A 14,249-nucleotide genomic window follows, 5' to 3' on the forward strand; every position below is an offset into this window, starting at 1 on the left:
GGAGGTGATCGAGGACGGCAGGCTCGCCGTGTCCGAGATCGCCACCAACGCGTTGCGGCATGCCCGGCCCGCACCGGGTGCCGCTCCGGTCGTCCCGCCGGAGCTGTGGGTCTGGGCGCGGACCGTGCCCGCCCCTCAGCTCGTCGTCTCCGTCTTCGACGGCGCCCGCTCCCTGCCGCCCCGGCCCGGCCGGGGCGGCCTGCTGGAGGAGTCCGGCAAAGGGCTGGCCCTGGTCGCCGAGGTCGCCGCCGACTGGGGGTATGGGCCGTCCCGTTCCCTGCTGGCCGACCCTCCCGTTCCGGGCAAGGCGGTCTGGTTCGCCCTGCCGCTGCCACCCGATTGGCCCGGCCGTACGGTCACCGTTCACCCTGATGCCGCCGCGCGCTGCTTAATGCGGGTGCTGGCCCGCCGCGGCCTGCACGGCAGGCACAGTGGCACCGGTGCCCTGTCGGTGCTGGAGCTTCCCGGGCTCAACGTGTGGGTTCTGCCCGGCTGCTTTTCCTGGCAGCCTCGTCCCGATCGGCTGATCCGCCATCCCCTCATCGATCTGCAGGAGACCGCCGAGCGGATCATCCGTCATCTGGACGGCTCCTCTTCTTCGATGCCTGCTTCTTGAGGGGTTCGCTGCGCCGCCGGTCCGTCTAGGGAAGCCGAGGGCTTGTCAAAGACGCGAGTGCCCTGCCGGGACGGTCCTTCTCGCTGTCGCTTTCACTCCTGACTGTCACTGCTCATCCGGAGATCTTAACTACTGTGAGTCATCTATAAGTAACGACGGGTAGTTAAAGTTTGTCGCTCGGTGACAGATCCGGCCGGGAGGTCACCGAGGGGCGGATCGCCGGAAGATGCGAAAGGAGCGCAGAAGGCGATGGTGGGCACCAGGGTGCACTGGACGGGAGTCTTAGCGGGAAGCGCCGTCCTGGCGGGTGCTCTGTGGACGCCCGCGGTCGGGCAAGAGACCGTCCTCCCGGAGGGAAGGTGGGCTCCGGTGGCCGTGCGGGCTCCGGCCGGTGCGCAGGCCGGGCGTCTTTCGCAGGTCGAGCGCCGCGATCAGGCCGGCGGTGCGCTCTTTCGGGCGGGGCCGGCGCGGCTGGTGCTTCCGGCGGTGCCCGCGGACGTCCCGAGGCGGACGATGACCGGGATGGCCGGTGGTGTGCCGGCCAGCAGGGCGGTGGGCAGGGTGTTCTTCACCGACGCGGCGTCGGGGCGCCGTTCCTCCTGCTCGGCCTCGGTGGTCGCCAGCGACTCGGGGAACCTGCTCCTCACCGCGGGGCATTGCGTGTACAGCCGCGGCTGGCACCGTGACTGGATCTTCGTCCCCTCCTATGACCAGGGCAAGCGGCCCTTTGGGGTGTGGCGGGCGGAGTGGTTCGTCACCCCCTCCCGGTGGATCACCCATGGACGGCCTGAGGACGATGTGGCCTTCGTGAAGGTGGCCTCGTCCGGGGGCGTCAGGATTCTCGACAGGGTCGGCGGCAACGGCATCCGGCCGGGGGCCGCCACGGGCAGGCGGCGGACGGTCCTCGGCTACCCGTTCCTGCCGCCCTACCGGGGCGACCGGCAGCACTACTGCGAAGGCGTCACCCGGTCGGAAGGGCGGCGCATGCGGATGGCGTGCCGGCTCACCACCGGTGCCAGCGGCGGTCCCTGGCTGGACTCCTATGACCGTTCGACCGGGTTCGGTTACATCGGCGGTGTCACCACGAACACCGATCTGGCCAACACCACGCTGTGGAGCCCGCTGCTTGGCGGGGACGTGTGGACGCTCTACCGGTACGCCGATCAGCTTCGGTGAAATCACCGGCGAAGCGCCCCGCCGCCCGGGAGGAGATCCCCGGGCTGCGGGGCGCTGCGGGTGTCAGCGGGCGGTGCCTGCGGGCGGGTCCAGCCACAGGCGCGGGGCGGCCGGGTCGCCGAGCCGCCGCAGGAAGGACACCACCCCGGAAGTCCCGATCGACCAGCCGCCGCTGCTTCCGTGCAGGGAGGTGTCGGGGAACACCGGGGCCTCGGGGGAGCCGCCGGCGCGGGCGAGGATGAGGTCGGCGATCCGGTCCGCCCACTGGGCGTACGTCCGGTCACCGGTGATCTGGCACAGGTCGAGGAAGAGTTCCCCGATGCCCGCCAGCCCGCAGCACTGGGTGAGGGCGTACATGCGCGGCGCCAGCTCCAGGCAGGCCGCGGCGGCCTCGCGGGCCGCCTGCAGGTGGTCGTCGGCGCCCAGGTCGCGTCCGGTCCGGGCGAGGGCGGCGCCGATCCCGGCCAGTCCCTGGCAGAACGAGGCGTGCATCGGCTTGGCCGATACCGCCCGGGCGGCCTCCAGCAGCGGCGGCAGGTGCTCAAGGAGCGTGTCGCATCCTTTGTGCAGGGCGGCCTCGGTGGCCGTCTCGCCGGTGGCCGCGTGGTGGTCGCGCAGGAAGTGGACGATGCCGGCCAGGCCGTGCGCGAAGCCCAGGGTGCGGGAGACCGCCCCGCAGTCGGCGTAGTCGGGCGGGTTCTCCTGCAGTTCGGCCGTCAGGTCGCGGGCCAGGAGCCGCCGGGCGCAGGCGTCGGCCAGTTCCAGGCGGCCGGCGTCTTTGGTGAGCCGCCACAGCAGCAGCTGGCCGGTGCCGATGCCGGCCAGTCCGGTGTGCTGGTCGGTGGCGGTGATCCGGGAGAGGACGGGACGGGCCAGCGGCTCGGCGATCTTCAGGAGGGTCTCGTCGCCGAGGGTCGCTCCGGCTTCGGCGATGAAGACGGCGATGCCGGTGTCGCCGGTGTACAGTCCCGGGCGGCCGTTGCGCAGCGCCCGGAAGCCGCCGGTCCAGTAGGCCAGGCCGCGTGCCAGGGCGCGGGACGGTTCGTCGTGCCGCAGCAGTTCCATGCCCATTCCGGCGGCGCCCCGGTAGAGGTTGATGGGGCTGCCCACCAGGCCGCCGGTGAAGTCTTTCCCGCTCATGAGGTCGGCGGCGTGGCGGGACAGTTCGGTGAGGCTGTGGGCGATGGCCGCCTCCAGGCGGCGGGCCCGCTGCCGGGCAGAAGGCGGCGGCGGGGGCGGGGCGTCGGTGAAGCGGCCGGCGCGGATGTCGTCGGCGGCGGCCCGGCGCCGGGCGGGGTCGGGGTCGAGCAGGCCGAGGATCGTCCCGCTCATGCCGCCCCGGCCGGCCAGTACCTCGGCGGCGCGGCGGGGGTCGTGGTTGCCGGGGTCGCCGGTCATCCAGGTGGGCGGCAGGCCGGTGGCGGCGTAGAACAGGGTGGCGCCGAGGGAGTAGTAGTCGGCTTCGACGGTGGCCGGTTCGTCGCGTTCCTGTTCGGGTGGGCTGTAGCCGGGGGTCCAGCCGTACAGTTGCGGGTCTTCGGCGTGGCTGATTTCGAAGTCCACCAGGCGGGGGCGGCCGGTGGCGTCGTCGAGGACGACGTTGGTGGGGGTCAGGTCGCGGACCAGCACGCCGCGCCGGTGCACGTGGTCCAGCAGTTCCAGCAGGGCCGTGGCCAGGGCGCGCAGGCTTCGTCCGGGCGGTGCCGGGTCGGCGACGTACAGGCCGTTCTCGGCGACGTCCTGGCCGAGGGCCAGGGCGCCCAGGTCGGTGATGGCCAGGTATTCGCGGTCTTCGTGGCGGAAGTGGTCGATCACTTTCGGTACGTCGTCCAGGTCGCGCAGCAGGTGCAGGACGTACCGTTCGTTGCGCAGCCGCAGGCGGGAGTCGCGTCCCAGGGCGTCTTCGTTGACGTGGGCCCGTGCCTCTTTGATGATCACCGGCCGGTTGTCGGTGGTGTCGATCGCCCGGTATACGCAGCCTTTTCCGTTGCGGGTCAGGCCGCGTACCACTCGGTAGCGTCCGCCCAGCAGGACGGGGGCGGCCGGGCCGTCGGACGGTGCGGGGTGGGGGGTGGCGCCGGTGAGCGGGTCGGGGGACCAGTGGGGTTGCCAGAAGGAGTCGTCGGCGGCGCCCGGGTGGGTGTTGCCCTGCGGGTCGGTGACCACGAGTTCCAGGTCGCCGTCGTCGTTGATGTCGTAGCAGGGGTGGAAGGGGCCGTAGCGGTAGTAGACGGGGGCGTCGGGCCGTACCCGCCGGTCGCTGCAGATGCGGGGGCCTTCCATGCCCGCCAGGTCTTCGGCGAGCCGGCGGGCCAGGGGTGCCACGTCCTCGGGGGACGGGTAGATCGTCACGGCCTTGCCGATGGAGCCGGGGTGGTTGTTGGCGGAGTTGAGGTCTTGCAGGTGCCGTCCGGAGCGGACGACTTTGAAGTGGCAGGGGACGGCGAGGACGGCGGGCAGCATGCGCCGGATCGTCTCCTGCAGGGTGGCGGGCCGGGCCGACAGGTGGATCTTCCAGCCCTGGCGGGGGAGGTGGAAGGCGGGGTCGTCCACGGCCAGCCAGACGCCGCGGGCGTGTATCTGGCGGCCGGCGCCGGTGACCGGGCCGGTGAGTTCGGCGCGCAGTTCCTGCTCGGTCGGGGTGGCGGGTGCGTGGGACACGTTGGGTGGCCTCTTCCTGGTGGTGCGGTGGCGTGGCGGCCCGGGCAAGCGGCCGAGGGGCCACTGAGTTCGGCAGCCCCTCGGTTTCGCCCGGCGGTGTGGTCGCCGGGTGTCAGGCGATGTCAGGCCTGGGTGCTGAAGTCGTCACACAGGACCGTCCGGCCCCAGTGGCAGACGGTGCAGCTCCCCGCCTGGAAGGCCGGGGCCTCCGACGGCACGGTGGCCAGGGCGTCCAGGTTGGTGGTGCCGGCGTCGCGCGGTTCGAGAAGTGCGGACACAGTGACCTCCTGATGTCGCTTTGTGTGTCCTTGCGATTACAGAACGTAACATCGCTGGGTGGGATGTCCATCCGGGTCGTGCCAGTTGGCGCCTGTGGATCCGCAAAGGGTGCGAGCGGGGGAAAAGGGGTCACATGTTCACAAGGTCGGGCGATGGCGGGAGAGTGCCGTGGTGGCCGCTGCGGGCGATGCGTCTGGAGCGTGCGCCGTTTCGGGGGTTCGCCGTCTGCCGGCCGGTTGGGTGCGCGGTTACCGCCCGGCGGGCCGGTGACCTCTTCCCGGTGGCACGGCCGGGGGCAGTGGCCCGTGCAGCGGCCGAGGGGCCGCCGAACTCGGCGACCCCTCGGTTTCGTCCGGTGATCTGCTCACCGGGTCGTCAGGCAGGAGGTCAGGACCTGGTGCTGAAGTCGTCGCACAGGATCGTGTAGCCCCAGTGACAGACCGTGCAGGTTCCTGCCTGGTGGGCGGGGGCCTCCGAGGGCACCGCGGCCAGGGCGTCCAGGTTGGTGGCGCCGGCGTCGCGCGGTTCGAGGAGAGCAGACATGAAGACCTCCTGCTGTTGCTTGGGGTGTTCTTGTAATTACAAAGAGTAACATGGTCGGGGCGATTGTCCACTGAGAAACGTCAGGTGGTTTTTACAAGCCCGTGAATGGCTCGGGTAAAGAGGAGATAAGGCCACATGGTCACCAGATCCGGTCATGGTGAGCGGAGCGCTGCCGTGACCGCCGGGGACACCGCGTCCGACACGCCCGCCGCTCCGGTCATCCATGCCCGCGCCCTGGCCAAGTCCTACCCGGGCGGGCCGGCCGTGCGCGGAGTCGACCTGTCGGTCGCCGCGGGCGAGACCTTCGGGTTCCTCGGCCCCAACGGGGCGGGGAAGACCACCACCATCGCCATGCTGTGCACCCTGACCGCCCCCTCGGGGGGACGGGCCGAGATCGCCGGCCACGACGTGGTCACCGAGGCCCACCAGGTGCGGCGGCACATCGGCCTGGTCTTCCAGGACACCACCCTCGACCTGGGCCTCACCGCCTGGGAGAACCTGCGCTTCCACGCCCGCCTGTACGGCGTCCCGGCCGCCGCCGCCCGCGAACGCGCCCGGATGCTGCTGGACCTGGTGGGCCTGGGCGGGCGGCGCGACGACCTGGTGGGCACCTTCTCCGGCGGGATGAAACGCCGCCTGGAAGTGGTGCGCGCCCTCATGCACCGCCCGCGCGTGCTGTTTCTGGATGAGCCGACCATCGGGCTCGACCCCCACACCCGCGCCCAGATCTGGGAGCACCTGCGCCTGCTGCGCGAACGCGAACGGATCACCGTGTTCTTGACCACGCACTACCTGGACGAGGCCGAGCACTGCGACCGCATAGCCATCATCGACGACGGGCGCATCATCGCCGAGGGCACGCCCGCGGAGCTGAAGACCGTGGTCGGCGCCGACCGCATCGAACTGCGCTCCAGCGACGACCGGGCGGCCGCGGCGCAACTGCGCGACCTTTTCGGCCTGGAGGCCACGGTGACCGAACGCGGGCTGTCGGTGCGGGTCGCCGACGGGGCCGCCTTCGTCCCGCGGATGTGCGCGGCTTTGACGGTCCCCATCGAGTCGGTCACGGTCGTGCGTCCCAGCCTCGATGACGTGTTCTTCCACTACACCGGCCGCACCATCCGCGAGGAGGGCGGGCGATGACGGCGCCGGCCACGGCCCCCCGGGCGTCCCGGTACGCCGACGAGCTGGCCGCCCTCGGCGTGGTGTGGCAGCGCGACATGCTGCACTACGTCCGCGACCGCCTGAAGATCGTGGTCACGGTGCTCCAGCCGGTGCTGATGCTGCTGGCGCTGGGGGCGGGACTGGCCGCGCTGCTGCCGGCCTCCCCGGGCGGCGCCGACTACCGGACGTTCCTGTTCCCCGGCATGCTGGTGATGACGGTCCAGGCGCCGGCGATCTCGGCCGGGGTCGCGCTGGTCACCGACCGCCAGGCCGGCTTTTTGCGCGAGATGATCGTCGCCCCGGTGCGCCGGGAGACGCTGCTGGTCGGCCGGTGCCTGGGCGGTGCGACCATCGCCGCCTGCCAGGGCGCCCTGCTGCTGCCGCTGGCCGGGATCGCGCACCTGCCTTATGACCCCGTCCTGCTGGCCCTGCTGCTGGGGGAGCTGGCCGTCGTCGCCTTGGCGATGACCGCGCTGGGCGTGCTGCTGGCGGTGACGATCACCCGTACCGAGTCCTTTTACGCGGTGCTGAGCGTGCTGACGATGCCGCTGATCTTCCTGTCCGGGGCGATGTTCCCGGTGCAGGGGCTGCCCGGCTGGCTGTCGTGGGCGGTGCTGATCAACCCGGTCAGCTACGCGGTGGACGCGCTGCGCCGGACGATCACCGGGTATCTGCCCGGCCCGGTCCCGCCGCAGTTGTTCGACGGGCCGCGCTGGGGCGGGTGGAGCCCGCCGGTGGCCCTCGAGCTGGCCGGTATCGCCGTGCTCGGGGCCGTCATGCTGGTGTGGGCGAGCCGGCGTTTCGGCCGGCTCGGGTGAGCGGCCCGCGTTCGTCCCGGGGTGAGACCTCGTCCTCGCCCCGGTGAAAACGGCCCGAAGAGGGTATGGCACTCTCCGTATTTGATCACTCACTTATGGTGATGATCGGGGGAGTCGTCGATGTGCGTCATCTCTCCTTCCGGCTCTCGCTCCCCGACCGCGGCCGGCGCCGTCCCCGCGGTGCCCGGCGTTCATGTCTTTGAGTCCGTCTCCGGGCCGGGTGCGAGCGCGTCACCGGTGAGGCGCCGGCCTGCGGGGCGATTCGGGACTTTGCCGGTTGCTGCGTGTAAGCGGTGGCCCGGCTCGCTCGACGATCGGCTGAGCTGCGGGGAACGGTGGCTTTGCCCGGGCCGTGGGGTGGATTCGAGACCAATGGGTCGTTTTGCGTGCTGCTCTCGGGCGGTGCCGCGGCCAGGGACGGTTTGTGCTTTCGCCTGTGGTGGTCTGGCTGTCGCGCGCCGGTCTCGGTTCGAGGGTGGGGCGGGGCTCGGCCTGTCTAGCGGCCATGCCGGTATCGATCGACATTGATATTGCTCTTTGTCGATAGATGGTGACTCTGAGTGACATAGGGGGGAAGGGAGAGATCGGGCGGGCCGCCATCGGTGGCTCGAGGCCCCCGGGAGGGCACCCGCCCGCACACCAGGGACACCAGGAGGAAAAGGACATGATCTCAGCGCGACAGGCGATCACCATGGGAACGTCCGTGGCGGCGGTCACCGCCGTGCTGTCCGCTCTGCCCACGGCTTCCGCCGCATCGATCGGACGTCCGGCCGACTGCCACCTGCGCGGGCAGAACTACGCCGAAGGGGCGGTCTTCTACCCCAGGGAGAACGGCACCGGGTGGGTGTGCAGGAACGGACAGTGGGTGAGACTGCTGCCGTCGAAACAGAGGCCGCAGATGCAGCACTCTCAAGGGGTGCTGTCGCCGCAGCAGGGGCAGCAGGTGCAGCGGCCTCGGGTGGTGCTGTCGCCGCAGCAGGCCGACCAGGCGAGGCGGGCCTTCTATGAGCAGTGGGCCTACAAGCTGCCGCACGTCCAGCAGTCCCGGCAGATCTGGCAGGTGCAGCAGCCCCAGCAGGGGCGGCATGAGATCCAGCAGCCCGCGCAGATGCGGCAGCCTCTGCAGGTGCAGCAGCCTCAGGCGGTGCTGCTGCCGCAGCAGATGGAGCGGGCAGGACAGATCTTCCAACGGCAGGGGACGCATGAGCTGGCGCACATGCAGCAGCCCCAGCAGGCCCGGCAAGGACAGCAGGCCCGACAAGAGCGACAAGCTCGACAAGAGCAGCAGGCGCAGCTAGCGCAACAGGCGCAGCGGCCTCGGATGGTGATGTCGCCGCAGCAGGCCGACCAGGCCAGGCGGGCCTTCTATGAGCAGTGGGCCTACAAGCTGCCGCACGTCCAGCAGTCCCAGCAGGCCCAGCAGGCATGGCAGGCGCTGCAAGCCCAGCAGGCCCAGCAAGCTCCACAGTCCCAGCAGTCCCAACAGATTCAGCAGATTCAGCAGGCCCAAGAGGCCCAGCAGGCTCAGGAAGGACGATCGGCTCAGCGGGGTCGGCAGGCCCAGCAGAACCGACAGGCCCAGCAGAACCGACAGGCCCAGCAGAACCGGCAGGCCCAGCAGAACCGGCAGGCCCAGCAGAACCAGCAAGCTCAGCAGAACCGGCAGGCCCAGCAGAACCGGCAGGCCCAGCAGGCCCAGGCACAACAGAACCAGCAGGCTCAGCAGGCCCGGGCTCAGCAGAACAAGCAGAGCCAGCAGGCCCAGCAGCCGCAGCAGATCCAGCGAGCCGACCAGGAGGTGCAGCAAGAGCAGCAGGCCCGGTAGCGGCGGCAGCGGCCCCAGCCAGGAGGCCCTGGCCAGGAACAGATAACAGCGACCCGGCCCAGGGAGGGTGAAATGCGCGGCCGAACAGGCGCGCTGTGCCCGCCCTGGGCTTTCGCATGCCCTGTCCCGGCACGAAGGCGTGGTGTACCGGTACGTGTGGCAGCCCCATGGCGCCACATGCCTCGCCCCGGTACGAGGACGTGGTGTACCGGTGTGTGGCAGGCCCATGGTGCTGCATCACCGTTCCGGTGCGGAGATGTGGCGGGTCGGTGCTTGTGGCAGGTTCGGGGGCTGCGTGCCCTGGCCCGGCACGAGGGCGTGGCGTATCGGTGCGTGTGGCAGGCCCATGGTGCTGCATCGCCGGCCCGGTGCGGAGGCGTGGCCTTTCGTCCGGGACCAAGGAGCAGCGCCGCGGAAGGCGGCGGCAGGGCGCCGGGATCAGGACGGGGTGGGCGACGGGTTCAGCAGTGACAGCACCGAAGGCTGGAGCAGGTCGCGGACCTTGGCATAGGGGGCGGTGAAGGTCAGGGTCTGGCAGCCGTCGCTGCCGCTCACGTGCCAGGCCAGTTCGAAGGCGCTGGGAGTGAAGAACGCGCTGAGCATCGGCGGTTCCCGGTCGCCGGCCGGGGCGGTCCAGTCGCCGAAGTGCTTCCTGGTGAACCGGCCCTCGGGTGCGCAGTTCGACCACGGCGGGTCCGGCTCGCGCTGGACGACCAGGCTCTGCAGCCTGCTCAGGCCCGTGGGCGTCAGGGTCTGCGGGCGGAACACGTCGGTGGCGGTGAGCCTGCGTCCGGTGCGCAGGTCGATGGTGACGACCTCTCCGGCGGGCATCCCGTCGGCCGCCTGGCACCAGTCGCTCCACAGCCGGTAGCGCACCGAGACCAGCGCGGGGCCGCGCACCCCCAGGCGGACGGTGGAGTAGATCTGCGTGGGACGTCCCTCGCATGCCGTCCTGCTTCGGACGGCGTGCTCGCGGCCCATCTTGATGAGCCGGTCCAGCGGGGCCCGCAGCGCGCGGTTGATCCGCTGCTGCAGCGCGGCGTCGCGCAGGCCGCTGACCCGCACGTACTGGGCGTTCTGGAGCACCACCCGCGGGTTGGCGCTCGTCCAGCTCTCGGTGGCCGTGGTGACGACGGCGGCGGGGGACGGCCGCGGGGCGGGGGAGGCATCCCGGGTCGCGTAGGTCACCGTGCCGGCCGAGGCGGCGACCACGGCGGTGCCGGCCACCGCGATCGTCACCTTGCCCGCCGCGGTGGCCAGCAGCCCCTGGCCCACCGAGGAGGCCACCGAGCCGCCCGCCACGGCCGCCCCCGCCGGGGTCACGGCCAGCGCGGTCAGCGGGAACAGGGAGGCCAGCGCCACGGCGGCGCCCGCCAGCGCCCCGATGCCGCGCCGCTCCCAGTCCGGCCCGTAGGCGGCGCGGGCGGTGGCCTCCAGCTCGGCCACGAACGCGGCGGCCCCGGGCGGGCGCTGCCCGGGGTCCTTGGCCATGCCCCGGGCGATCAGGGGCCGCAGCGGCTCGGGCACGTCGTCCAGCGGGACGGGGACGTTCAGGTGGTGGTGCATCAGCGCGGCCGCCTCCACGCCCGCGAAGGGCCGCCGTCCGGTCACGCATTCGAGGAAGACGCCGGTGGCGGCGTACACGTCCGTGGCCGGTGAGGCCGGTTCGCCGCGCCACTGCTCGGGGGCCATGTAGGCGGGGGTGCCGGAGGACGAGCCCTGCCCGGCCAGCGCCGCCACGCCGAAGTCGACGAGCTTGCTCAGCCCGTCCTCGCGCACCACGACGTTGGCCGGTTTGTAGTCGCGGTGCACCACGCCCACCGAGTGCGCGGCGGCCAGCCCGAGCAGCGACCCTTTCAGCACGGTCAGCGCCGCCTCGGGGGCCAGTGCGCCGTGCTTGTCGAGGATCGCGCGCAGCGACACCCCGTTGACCGCCTCCATGACGATCGCCGCGCCCTGGGGGGTTTCCACGAACTGGTAGAGCCGCACGACGTGGGGGCTGCGCAGCCGTCCCAGCATCTGGGCCTCGGCGCGCAGCCCGGCCAGGGCCTCCGGGGCGGCCCGCTCCAGGTATTTGATCGCCACCAGGGCACCGGACTTGCGGTGACGGGCCAGCACCACGCGTCCCTGGGCGCCGCGCCCCAGTTCCCGGGTCTCGGTGAACTCCGTCAGGCTCCAGGTCTGTTTCATGCGGCCACCACTTCGTCGTTGACCGAGTGTCTCGGGTGGTGTGACGGCCGCATCGTCTGATCTTGTTCGCTCATGATCGTGGTGGGTCTCGGTTACCTCCGGTACCCCTGCGGACGCCCCGGCAAGCAACGGATCAGCCCATGGCCGGGTCATGAGACGAGCACTTGCCGCCGGGGCGTTCGGCCTCGCCGGAGCACCGGTGCCGACGGGATGTGCTCCGAAGTGCTCCCTTGCGGACGCCGGGCCGGGCGTCTACGTCGTTTCGTTCCAGGCCCCGGCGTCGTCCCTGACCGCGATGCCACTGTCTCGGCCTGCGGAGACGGCGTGTTGAGGAAGGCTCACTCCGCCAGGCGGCGCAGTGTCTGCATGGCCTCGCGTTCCAGACGTGAAAGGTCGCCGAGGAGGTCACCGGCCTGGTCCAGGCACTGCGCGTCGCCTGATTCGCCGGCTTTGGCGATCAGCGTCGCGGTCTCCGTCCACAGGGTGGCCGCCTCGGCGTACAGCCTGTGCCCGGTGCGCAGGTGATCGCTGTCGATCGATTGGGCGCATTCGGCGAGGAAGTCGCGGTAGAGGTTGCGGAACAGGGCGCCGCCGGTGCCGCCCTTCTCCATCAGGAAGGCGGCCTGCGGCAGATCCCGCCGGGGGTCGCCGGCGCGCTGGAGCCAGGTGCGCACCAGCTTCCCGGCCTTCTCGATGCCCCGGTACCCCAGGTTGGCGATCGGCGGGTTGAGGAAGGCGTCGGCGCAGGCGGTGATGGCGGGGACGATCCGGCTCTGCGGGGAGGGCGCGTCCTTGGGAACGGTGAGGGTGAAGGAACGGTGCTTGGCGGCCATCGGCCCGCGCGCGGCCCTGGCCCGGGCGAGACCGTCCAGGCTGGTGGTCACCGCCCCGCCTTGGGAGTCGGTGTCCACCAGGTAGGCGGTGCGGTCGTCGTAGCCGTACATGGCCACGATGTGACCGGCGAAGTGCACCTTCGGGGTGAAGTAGTCCAGGTGGTGGCTGTCGAGCTGCAACCCGACCGGACGGCCGGCGTCGATGGCGGACGCCACGTTCTCCCAGGCCTTGCGGGGCGAGGAGGTTTCGTGGACCGCAAGCTCCAGCCCCAGCCGGGCGGCCAGGTTCTTGGTGAGCTCGAACGGCTTGACCCGTCCCCCGAGGAAGGGAAAGTCCAGGTTCTTGCCGTCCCAGTAGATGAAGGACAACCCAGAGCCGAGGCCGAACAGCATGGGCTCGGACAGGTCGAGCCCTTGGTGCCGCAGCAGCACCCCCAGCGCGGTCGTCTCGCAGTGCTGCATGCCGCGGGCGTCGATGTCTATCAGCGTGGTCATGGCCTGACCTCCGGGGCGGGAATGGCCGCTTGGGTCGTCGGTTCTTTTCGGGGCGCTTGCCCCGGCTCGGCGTGCACGTCCTCATCGTGGACGCTCCCACTATGGGAGAGTCCACCGCTGTGTCTCCTGGTCCAGCTCCTCCTGCGCCCGTATTACGCGGTTGCGTGAGGGACGGGCCATCATCACCGCCCTCGCCGGCCGGCGCTGACGGCGGACGGTGAAGCCCACCAAGGCGTTTTTTCCGCCTCCTCGGACGCCTGGAGGCGACCATGCAGGTCACGGAGCCACACTGGACACCGTCCCCGTGCCGGGCCCGCGGCGTCCTGACCGGATCGGGGACAAGCGACCGCTGTAGATGATCGCCGAGATCGGTTGCGGCGCCAGGCGCCTCAACGGACCCGAACGAAAGATCGAGGGCAGCAGCCGGCGGATGCTCACCGTCACCCTGCACGGCCTGGAAGGCGAGGGGATCGTCCATCCGGTGATGCCGCCCGCGCGGCCGAGCCGTTCAAATGAGCCCGCCCGCCGAAGCTCGTCCTGCTTTAGGGACGCCCGCAAGCGCACAGCCGGGCCGCTCATCTTCGGCGCCGGAGTGGGTAGGACGGCCCTGCCGGCACTGGGCCGGTCCGGCCGTCCTTGAGCGGGGAGGCATGTCATGGCGCAGCCTTCGCAGACCTCCACGGCGCCCGTGGTCGTCGGCACCGACGGCTCCGCCGGAGCCGAGCACGCCGTCGCATGGGCCGCCGACGAGGCGATGCTCCGGGGACGGCCGCTGCGCATCGTCCACGCGGTGCAGCCCTGGGGGATGGGCACCGCGGTGGTGGTGGGCTCGGCGGATCTGATGGTCTCGCTGGAGGGTTCGGGACGGCTCGTCCTGGAGGAGGCCGAACGGCTGGCCCGGCGGCGCCACCCGGAGCTGGAGGTCGGCACCGAGCTGGTCATGGGGTCGCCCGAGCAGGCCCTGCAGGGGCAGGCGGACACCGCCTTTGAGATCGTCGTCGGCTCCCACGGCACGGGGGGCTTCGCCGGTCTGCTGCTGGGCTCGACGGGGCTGCATGTGGCCGGTCATACGCCCGGCCCGGTGGTCATCGTGCGCGGGGAGGCCGGCGGGCCGGCCCATGGCGAGGTGGTCGCCGGGATCGACCCGTCCGTCGAGAGCCGGGGCGTTTTGGAGTACGCCTTCGAGGCGGCCTCGCTGCGCAAGGCGAGGCTGCGGGCGGTGCACGGGTGGCGGCTGCCGGCCCGCATCGCCGACGGGGTGGACGCCGAGCAGACCGCCCGGTCCCTGCGGCGGTCGATCGAGGAGGCCATCGCCCCGCTGCGGGACCGCTACCCGGAGCTGGAGACGGTGATCGACGTCGTCCGTGATCACCCGGTGCACGCGCTGACCGTGGCCTCGCAGCGGGCCGATCTGGTCGCCGTGGGCGCCCATGACCGGCGCGGGCTGCGCGCCCTGCGGCTGGGGTCGGTCAGCCACGGCATCGTTCACCACGCCCGCTGCCCGGTCGCGATCGTGCGTCCCGGTGTGGTTTCTCACACTTCAGGCGATCCGGCGTCCTGAGGGCGGGTGCGTAGCAGGAGGTCGTCGCCGGGGCGGGCGGGCCGTTGCCGAATCGTTGGATGCCGGACGCTTCCGGAGATCAGTGAATCTT

General features: G+C 71.4%; 13 protein-coding genes. 7 read left to right on the forward strand and 6 right to left on the reverse strand.

Features of this window, described 5'->3' with window-relative positions:
* On the forward strand, window positions 1–616 hold a 616-nt coding region (locus tag BUE48_RS01855; protein WP_286988535.1), incomplete at its 5' end, for an ATP-binding protein.
* A 431-nt stretch (window positions 617–1,047) separates the two neighbouring features.
* Here the strand turns inward: BUE48_RS01855 and BUE48_RS01860 are convergent.
* Window positions 1,048–1,263, reverse strand: a complete 216-nt coding sequence (locus tag BUE48_RS01860; protein ID WP_148232889.1) for a hypothetical protein — start codon at window positions 1,261–1,263, stop codon at window positions 1,048–1,050.
* A 13-nt stretch (window positions 1,264–1,276) separates the two neighbouring features.
* Here BUE48_RS01860 and BUE48_RS01865 point away from each other — a divergent pair, with 13 nt between their 5' ends.
* Window positions 1,277–1,792, forward strand: coding sequence for a trypsin-like serine peptidase (locus tag BUE48_RS01865; protein ID WP_148232890.1), 516 nt, complete (start codon window positions 1,277–1,279; stop codon window positions 1,790–1,792).
* Window positions 1,793–1,855: 63 nt separating this feature from the next.
* Here the strand turns inward: BUE48_RS01865 and lanL are convergent, their stop codons facing one another.
* The 3 genes from lanL to BUE48_RS01880 form a co-directional block, all read right to left on the reverse strand.
* Window positions 1,856–4,453 carry a class IV lanthionine synthetase LanL gene (gene lanL, locus BUE48_RS01870; RefSeq protein ID WP_286988536.1) on the reverse strand — a complete coding sequence of 866 codons (2,598 nt, stop codon included), beginning with the start codon at window positions 4,451–4,453 and terminating at the stop codon, window positions 1,856–1,858.
* Between the two features lie 122 nt (window positions 4,454–4,575).
* Window positions 4,576–4,731 carry a hypothetical protein gene (locus BUE48_RS01875; protein WP_012850762.1) on the reverse strand — a complete coding sequence of 52 codons (156 nt, stop codon included), beginning with the start codon at window positions 4,729–4,731 and terminating at the stop codon, window positions 4,576–4,578.
* Between the two features lie 388 nt (window positions 4,732–5,119).
* A complete protein-coding gene (locus BUE48_RS01880) occupies window positions 5,120–5,275 on the reverse strand; it encodes a hypothetical protein (RefSeq protein WP_012850763.1) in 156 nt (51 codons plus the stop codon).
* A gap of 174 nt (window positions 5,276–5,449) precedes the next feature.
* Between BUE48_RS01880 and BUE48_RS01885 the strand changes: the two genes are divergently transcribed.
* The 3 genes from BUE48_RS01885 to BUE48_RS01895 all read left to right on the forward strand — a co-directional run bounded on the left by BUE48_RS01885 (window position 5,450) and on the right by BUE48_RS01895 (window position 9,079).
* Complete coding sequence (locus BUE48_RS01885; protein WP_012850764.1) at window positions 5,450–6,415, forward strand: daunorubicin resistance protein DrrA family ABC transporter ATP-binding protein; 966 nt, start codon at window positions 5,450–5,452, stop codon at window positions 6,413–6,415.
* Complete coding sequence (locus BUE48_RS01890) at window positions 6,412–7,254, forward strand: ABC transporter permease (protein ID WP_012850765.1); 843 nt, start codon at window positions 6,412–6,414, stop codon at window positions 7,252–7,254. The genes BUE48_RS01885 and BUE48_RS01890 overlap by 4 nt, the downstream gene beginning before the upstream one ends.
* A 664-nt stretch (window positions 7,255–7,918) precedes the next feature.
* Window positions 7,919–9,079 (forward strand): hypothetical protein, encoded by a 1,161-nt coding sequence (locus BUE48_RS01895; protein WP_286988539.1) that lies wholly within the window; start codon window positions 7,919–7,921, stop codon window positions 9,077–9,079.
* A gap of 438 nt (window positions 9,080–9,517) precedes the next feature.
* Here BUE48_RS01895 and BUE48_RS01900 read toward each other — a convergent pair whose 3' ends face one another.
* Together BUE48_RS01900 and BUE48_RS01905 are read right to left on the reverse strand one after the other, a co-directional pair.
* On the reverse strand, window positions 9,518–11,269 hold the full coding sequence (locus tag BUE48_RS01900; protein WP_286988541.1) for a serine/threonine-protein kinase: 1,752 nt from the start codon (window positions 11,267–11,269) through the stop codon (window positions 9,518–9,520).
* Window positions 11,270–11,607: 338 nt separating this feature from the next.
* A complete protein-coding gene (locus tag BUE48_RS01905; RefSeq protein ID WP_286988543.1) occupies window positions 11,608–12,597 on the reverse strand; it encodes a BtrH N-terminal domain-containing protein in 990 nt (329 codons plus the stop codon).
* 355 nt (window positions 12,598–12,952) lie between these two features.
* On the opposite strand from BUE48_RS01905, the gene BUE48_RS01910 reads away from it, so the two are divergent.
* Both BUE48_RS01910 and BUE48_RS01915 read left to right on the forward strand, forming a co-directional pair.
* The gene (locus BUE48_RS01910) at window positions 12,953–13,237 is read left to right on the forward strand and encodes a winged helix-turn-helix transcriptional regulator (RefSeq protein ID WP_286988544.1); all 285 of its coding nucleotides are present in this window, start codon (window positions 12,953–12,955) and stop codon (window positions 13,235–13,237) included.
* Between the two features lie 15 nt (window positions 13,238–13,252).
* Window positions 13,253–14,158, forward strand: coding sequence for a universal stress protein (locus tag BUE48_RS01915; protein ID WP_286988547.1), 906 nt, complete (start codon window positions 13,253–13,255; stop codon window positions 14,156–14,158).
* Window positions 14,159–14,249: the final 91 nt, after the last annotated feature.

The organism is Thermomonospora sp. CIF 1 (assembly GCF_001896795.1).
Lineage (GTDB): Bacteria > Actinomycetota > Actinomycetes > Streptosporangiales > Streptosporangiaceae > Thermomonospora > Thermomonospora curvata.

Coding starts and splice junctions, on each gene's coding strand:
- BUE48_RS01880 (WP_012850763.1), bottom strand. CDS start 5,275: ATGTCTGCTCTCCTCGAACCGCGCGACGCCGGCGCCACCAACCTGGAC.
- BUE48_RS01900 (WP_286988541.1), bottom strand. CDS start 11,269: ATGAAACAGACCTGGAGCCTGACGGAGTTCACCGAGACCCGGGAACTG.
- BUE48_RS01915 (WP_286988547.1), top strand. CDS start 13,253: ATGGCGCAGCCTTCGCAGACCTCCACGGCGCCCGTGGTCGTCGGCACC.
- BUE48_RS01895 (WP_286988539.1), top strand. CDS start 7,919: ATGATCTCAGCGCGACAGGCGATCACCATGGGAACGTCCGTGGCGGCG.
- BUE48_RS01890 (WP_012850765.1), top strand. CDS start 6,412: ATGACGGCGCCGGCCACGGCCCCCCGGGCGTCCCGGTACGCCGACGAG.
- BUE48_RS01905 (WP_286988543.1), bottom strand. CDS start 12,597: ATGACCACGCTGATAGACATCGACGCCCGCGGCATGCAGCACTGCGAG.
- BUE48_RS01910 (WP_286988544.1), top strand. CDS start 12,953: ATGATCGCCGAGATCGGTTGCGGCGCCAGGCGCCTCAACGGACCCGAA.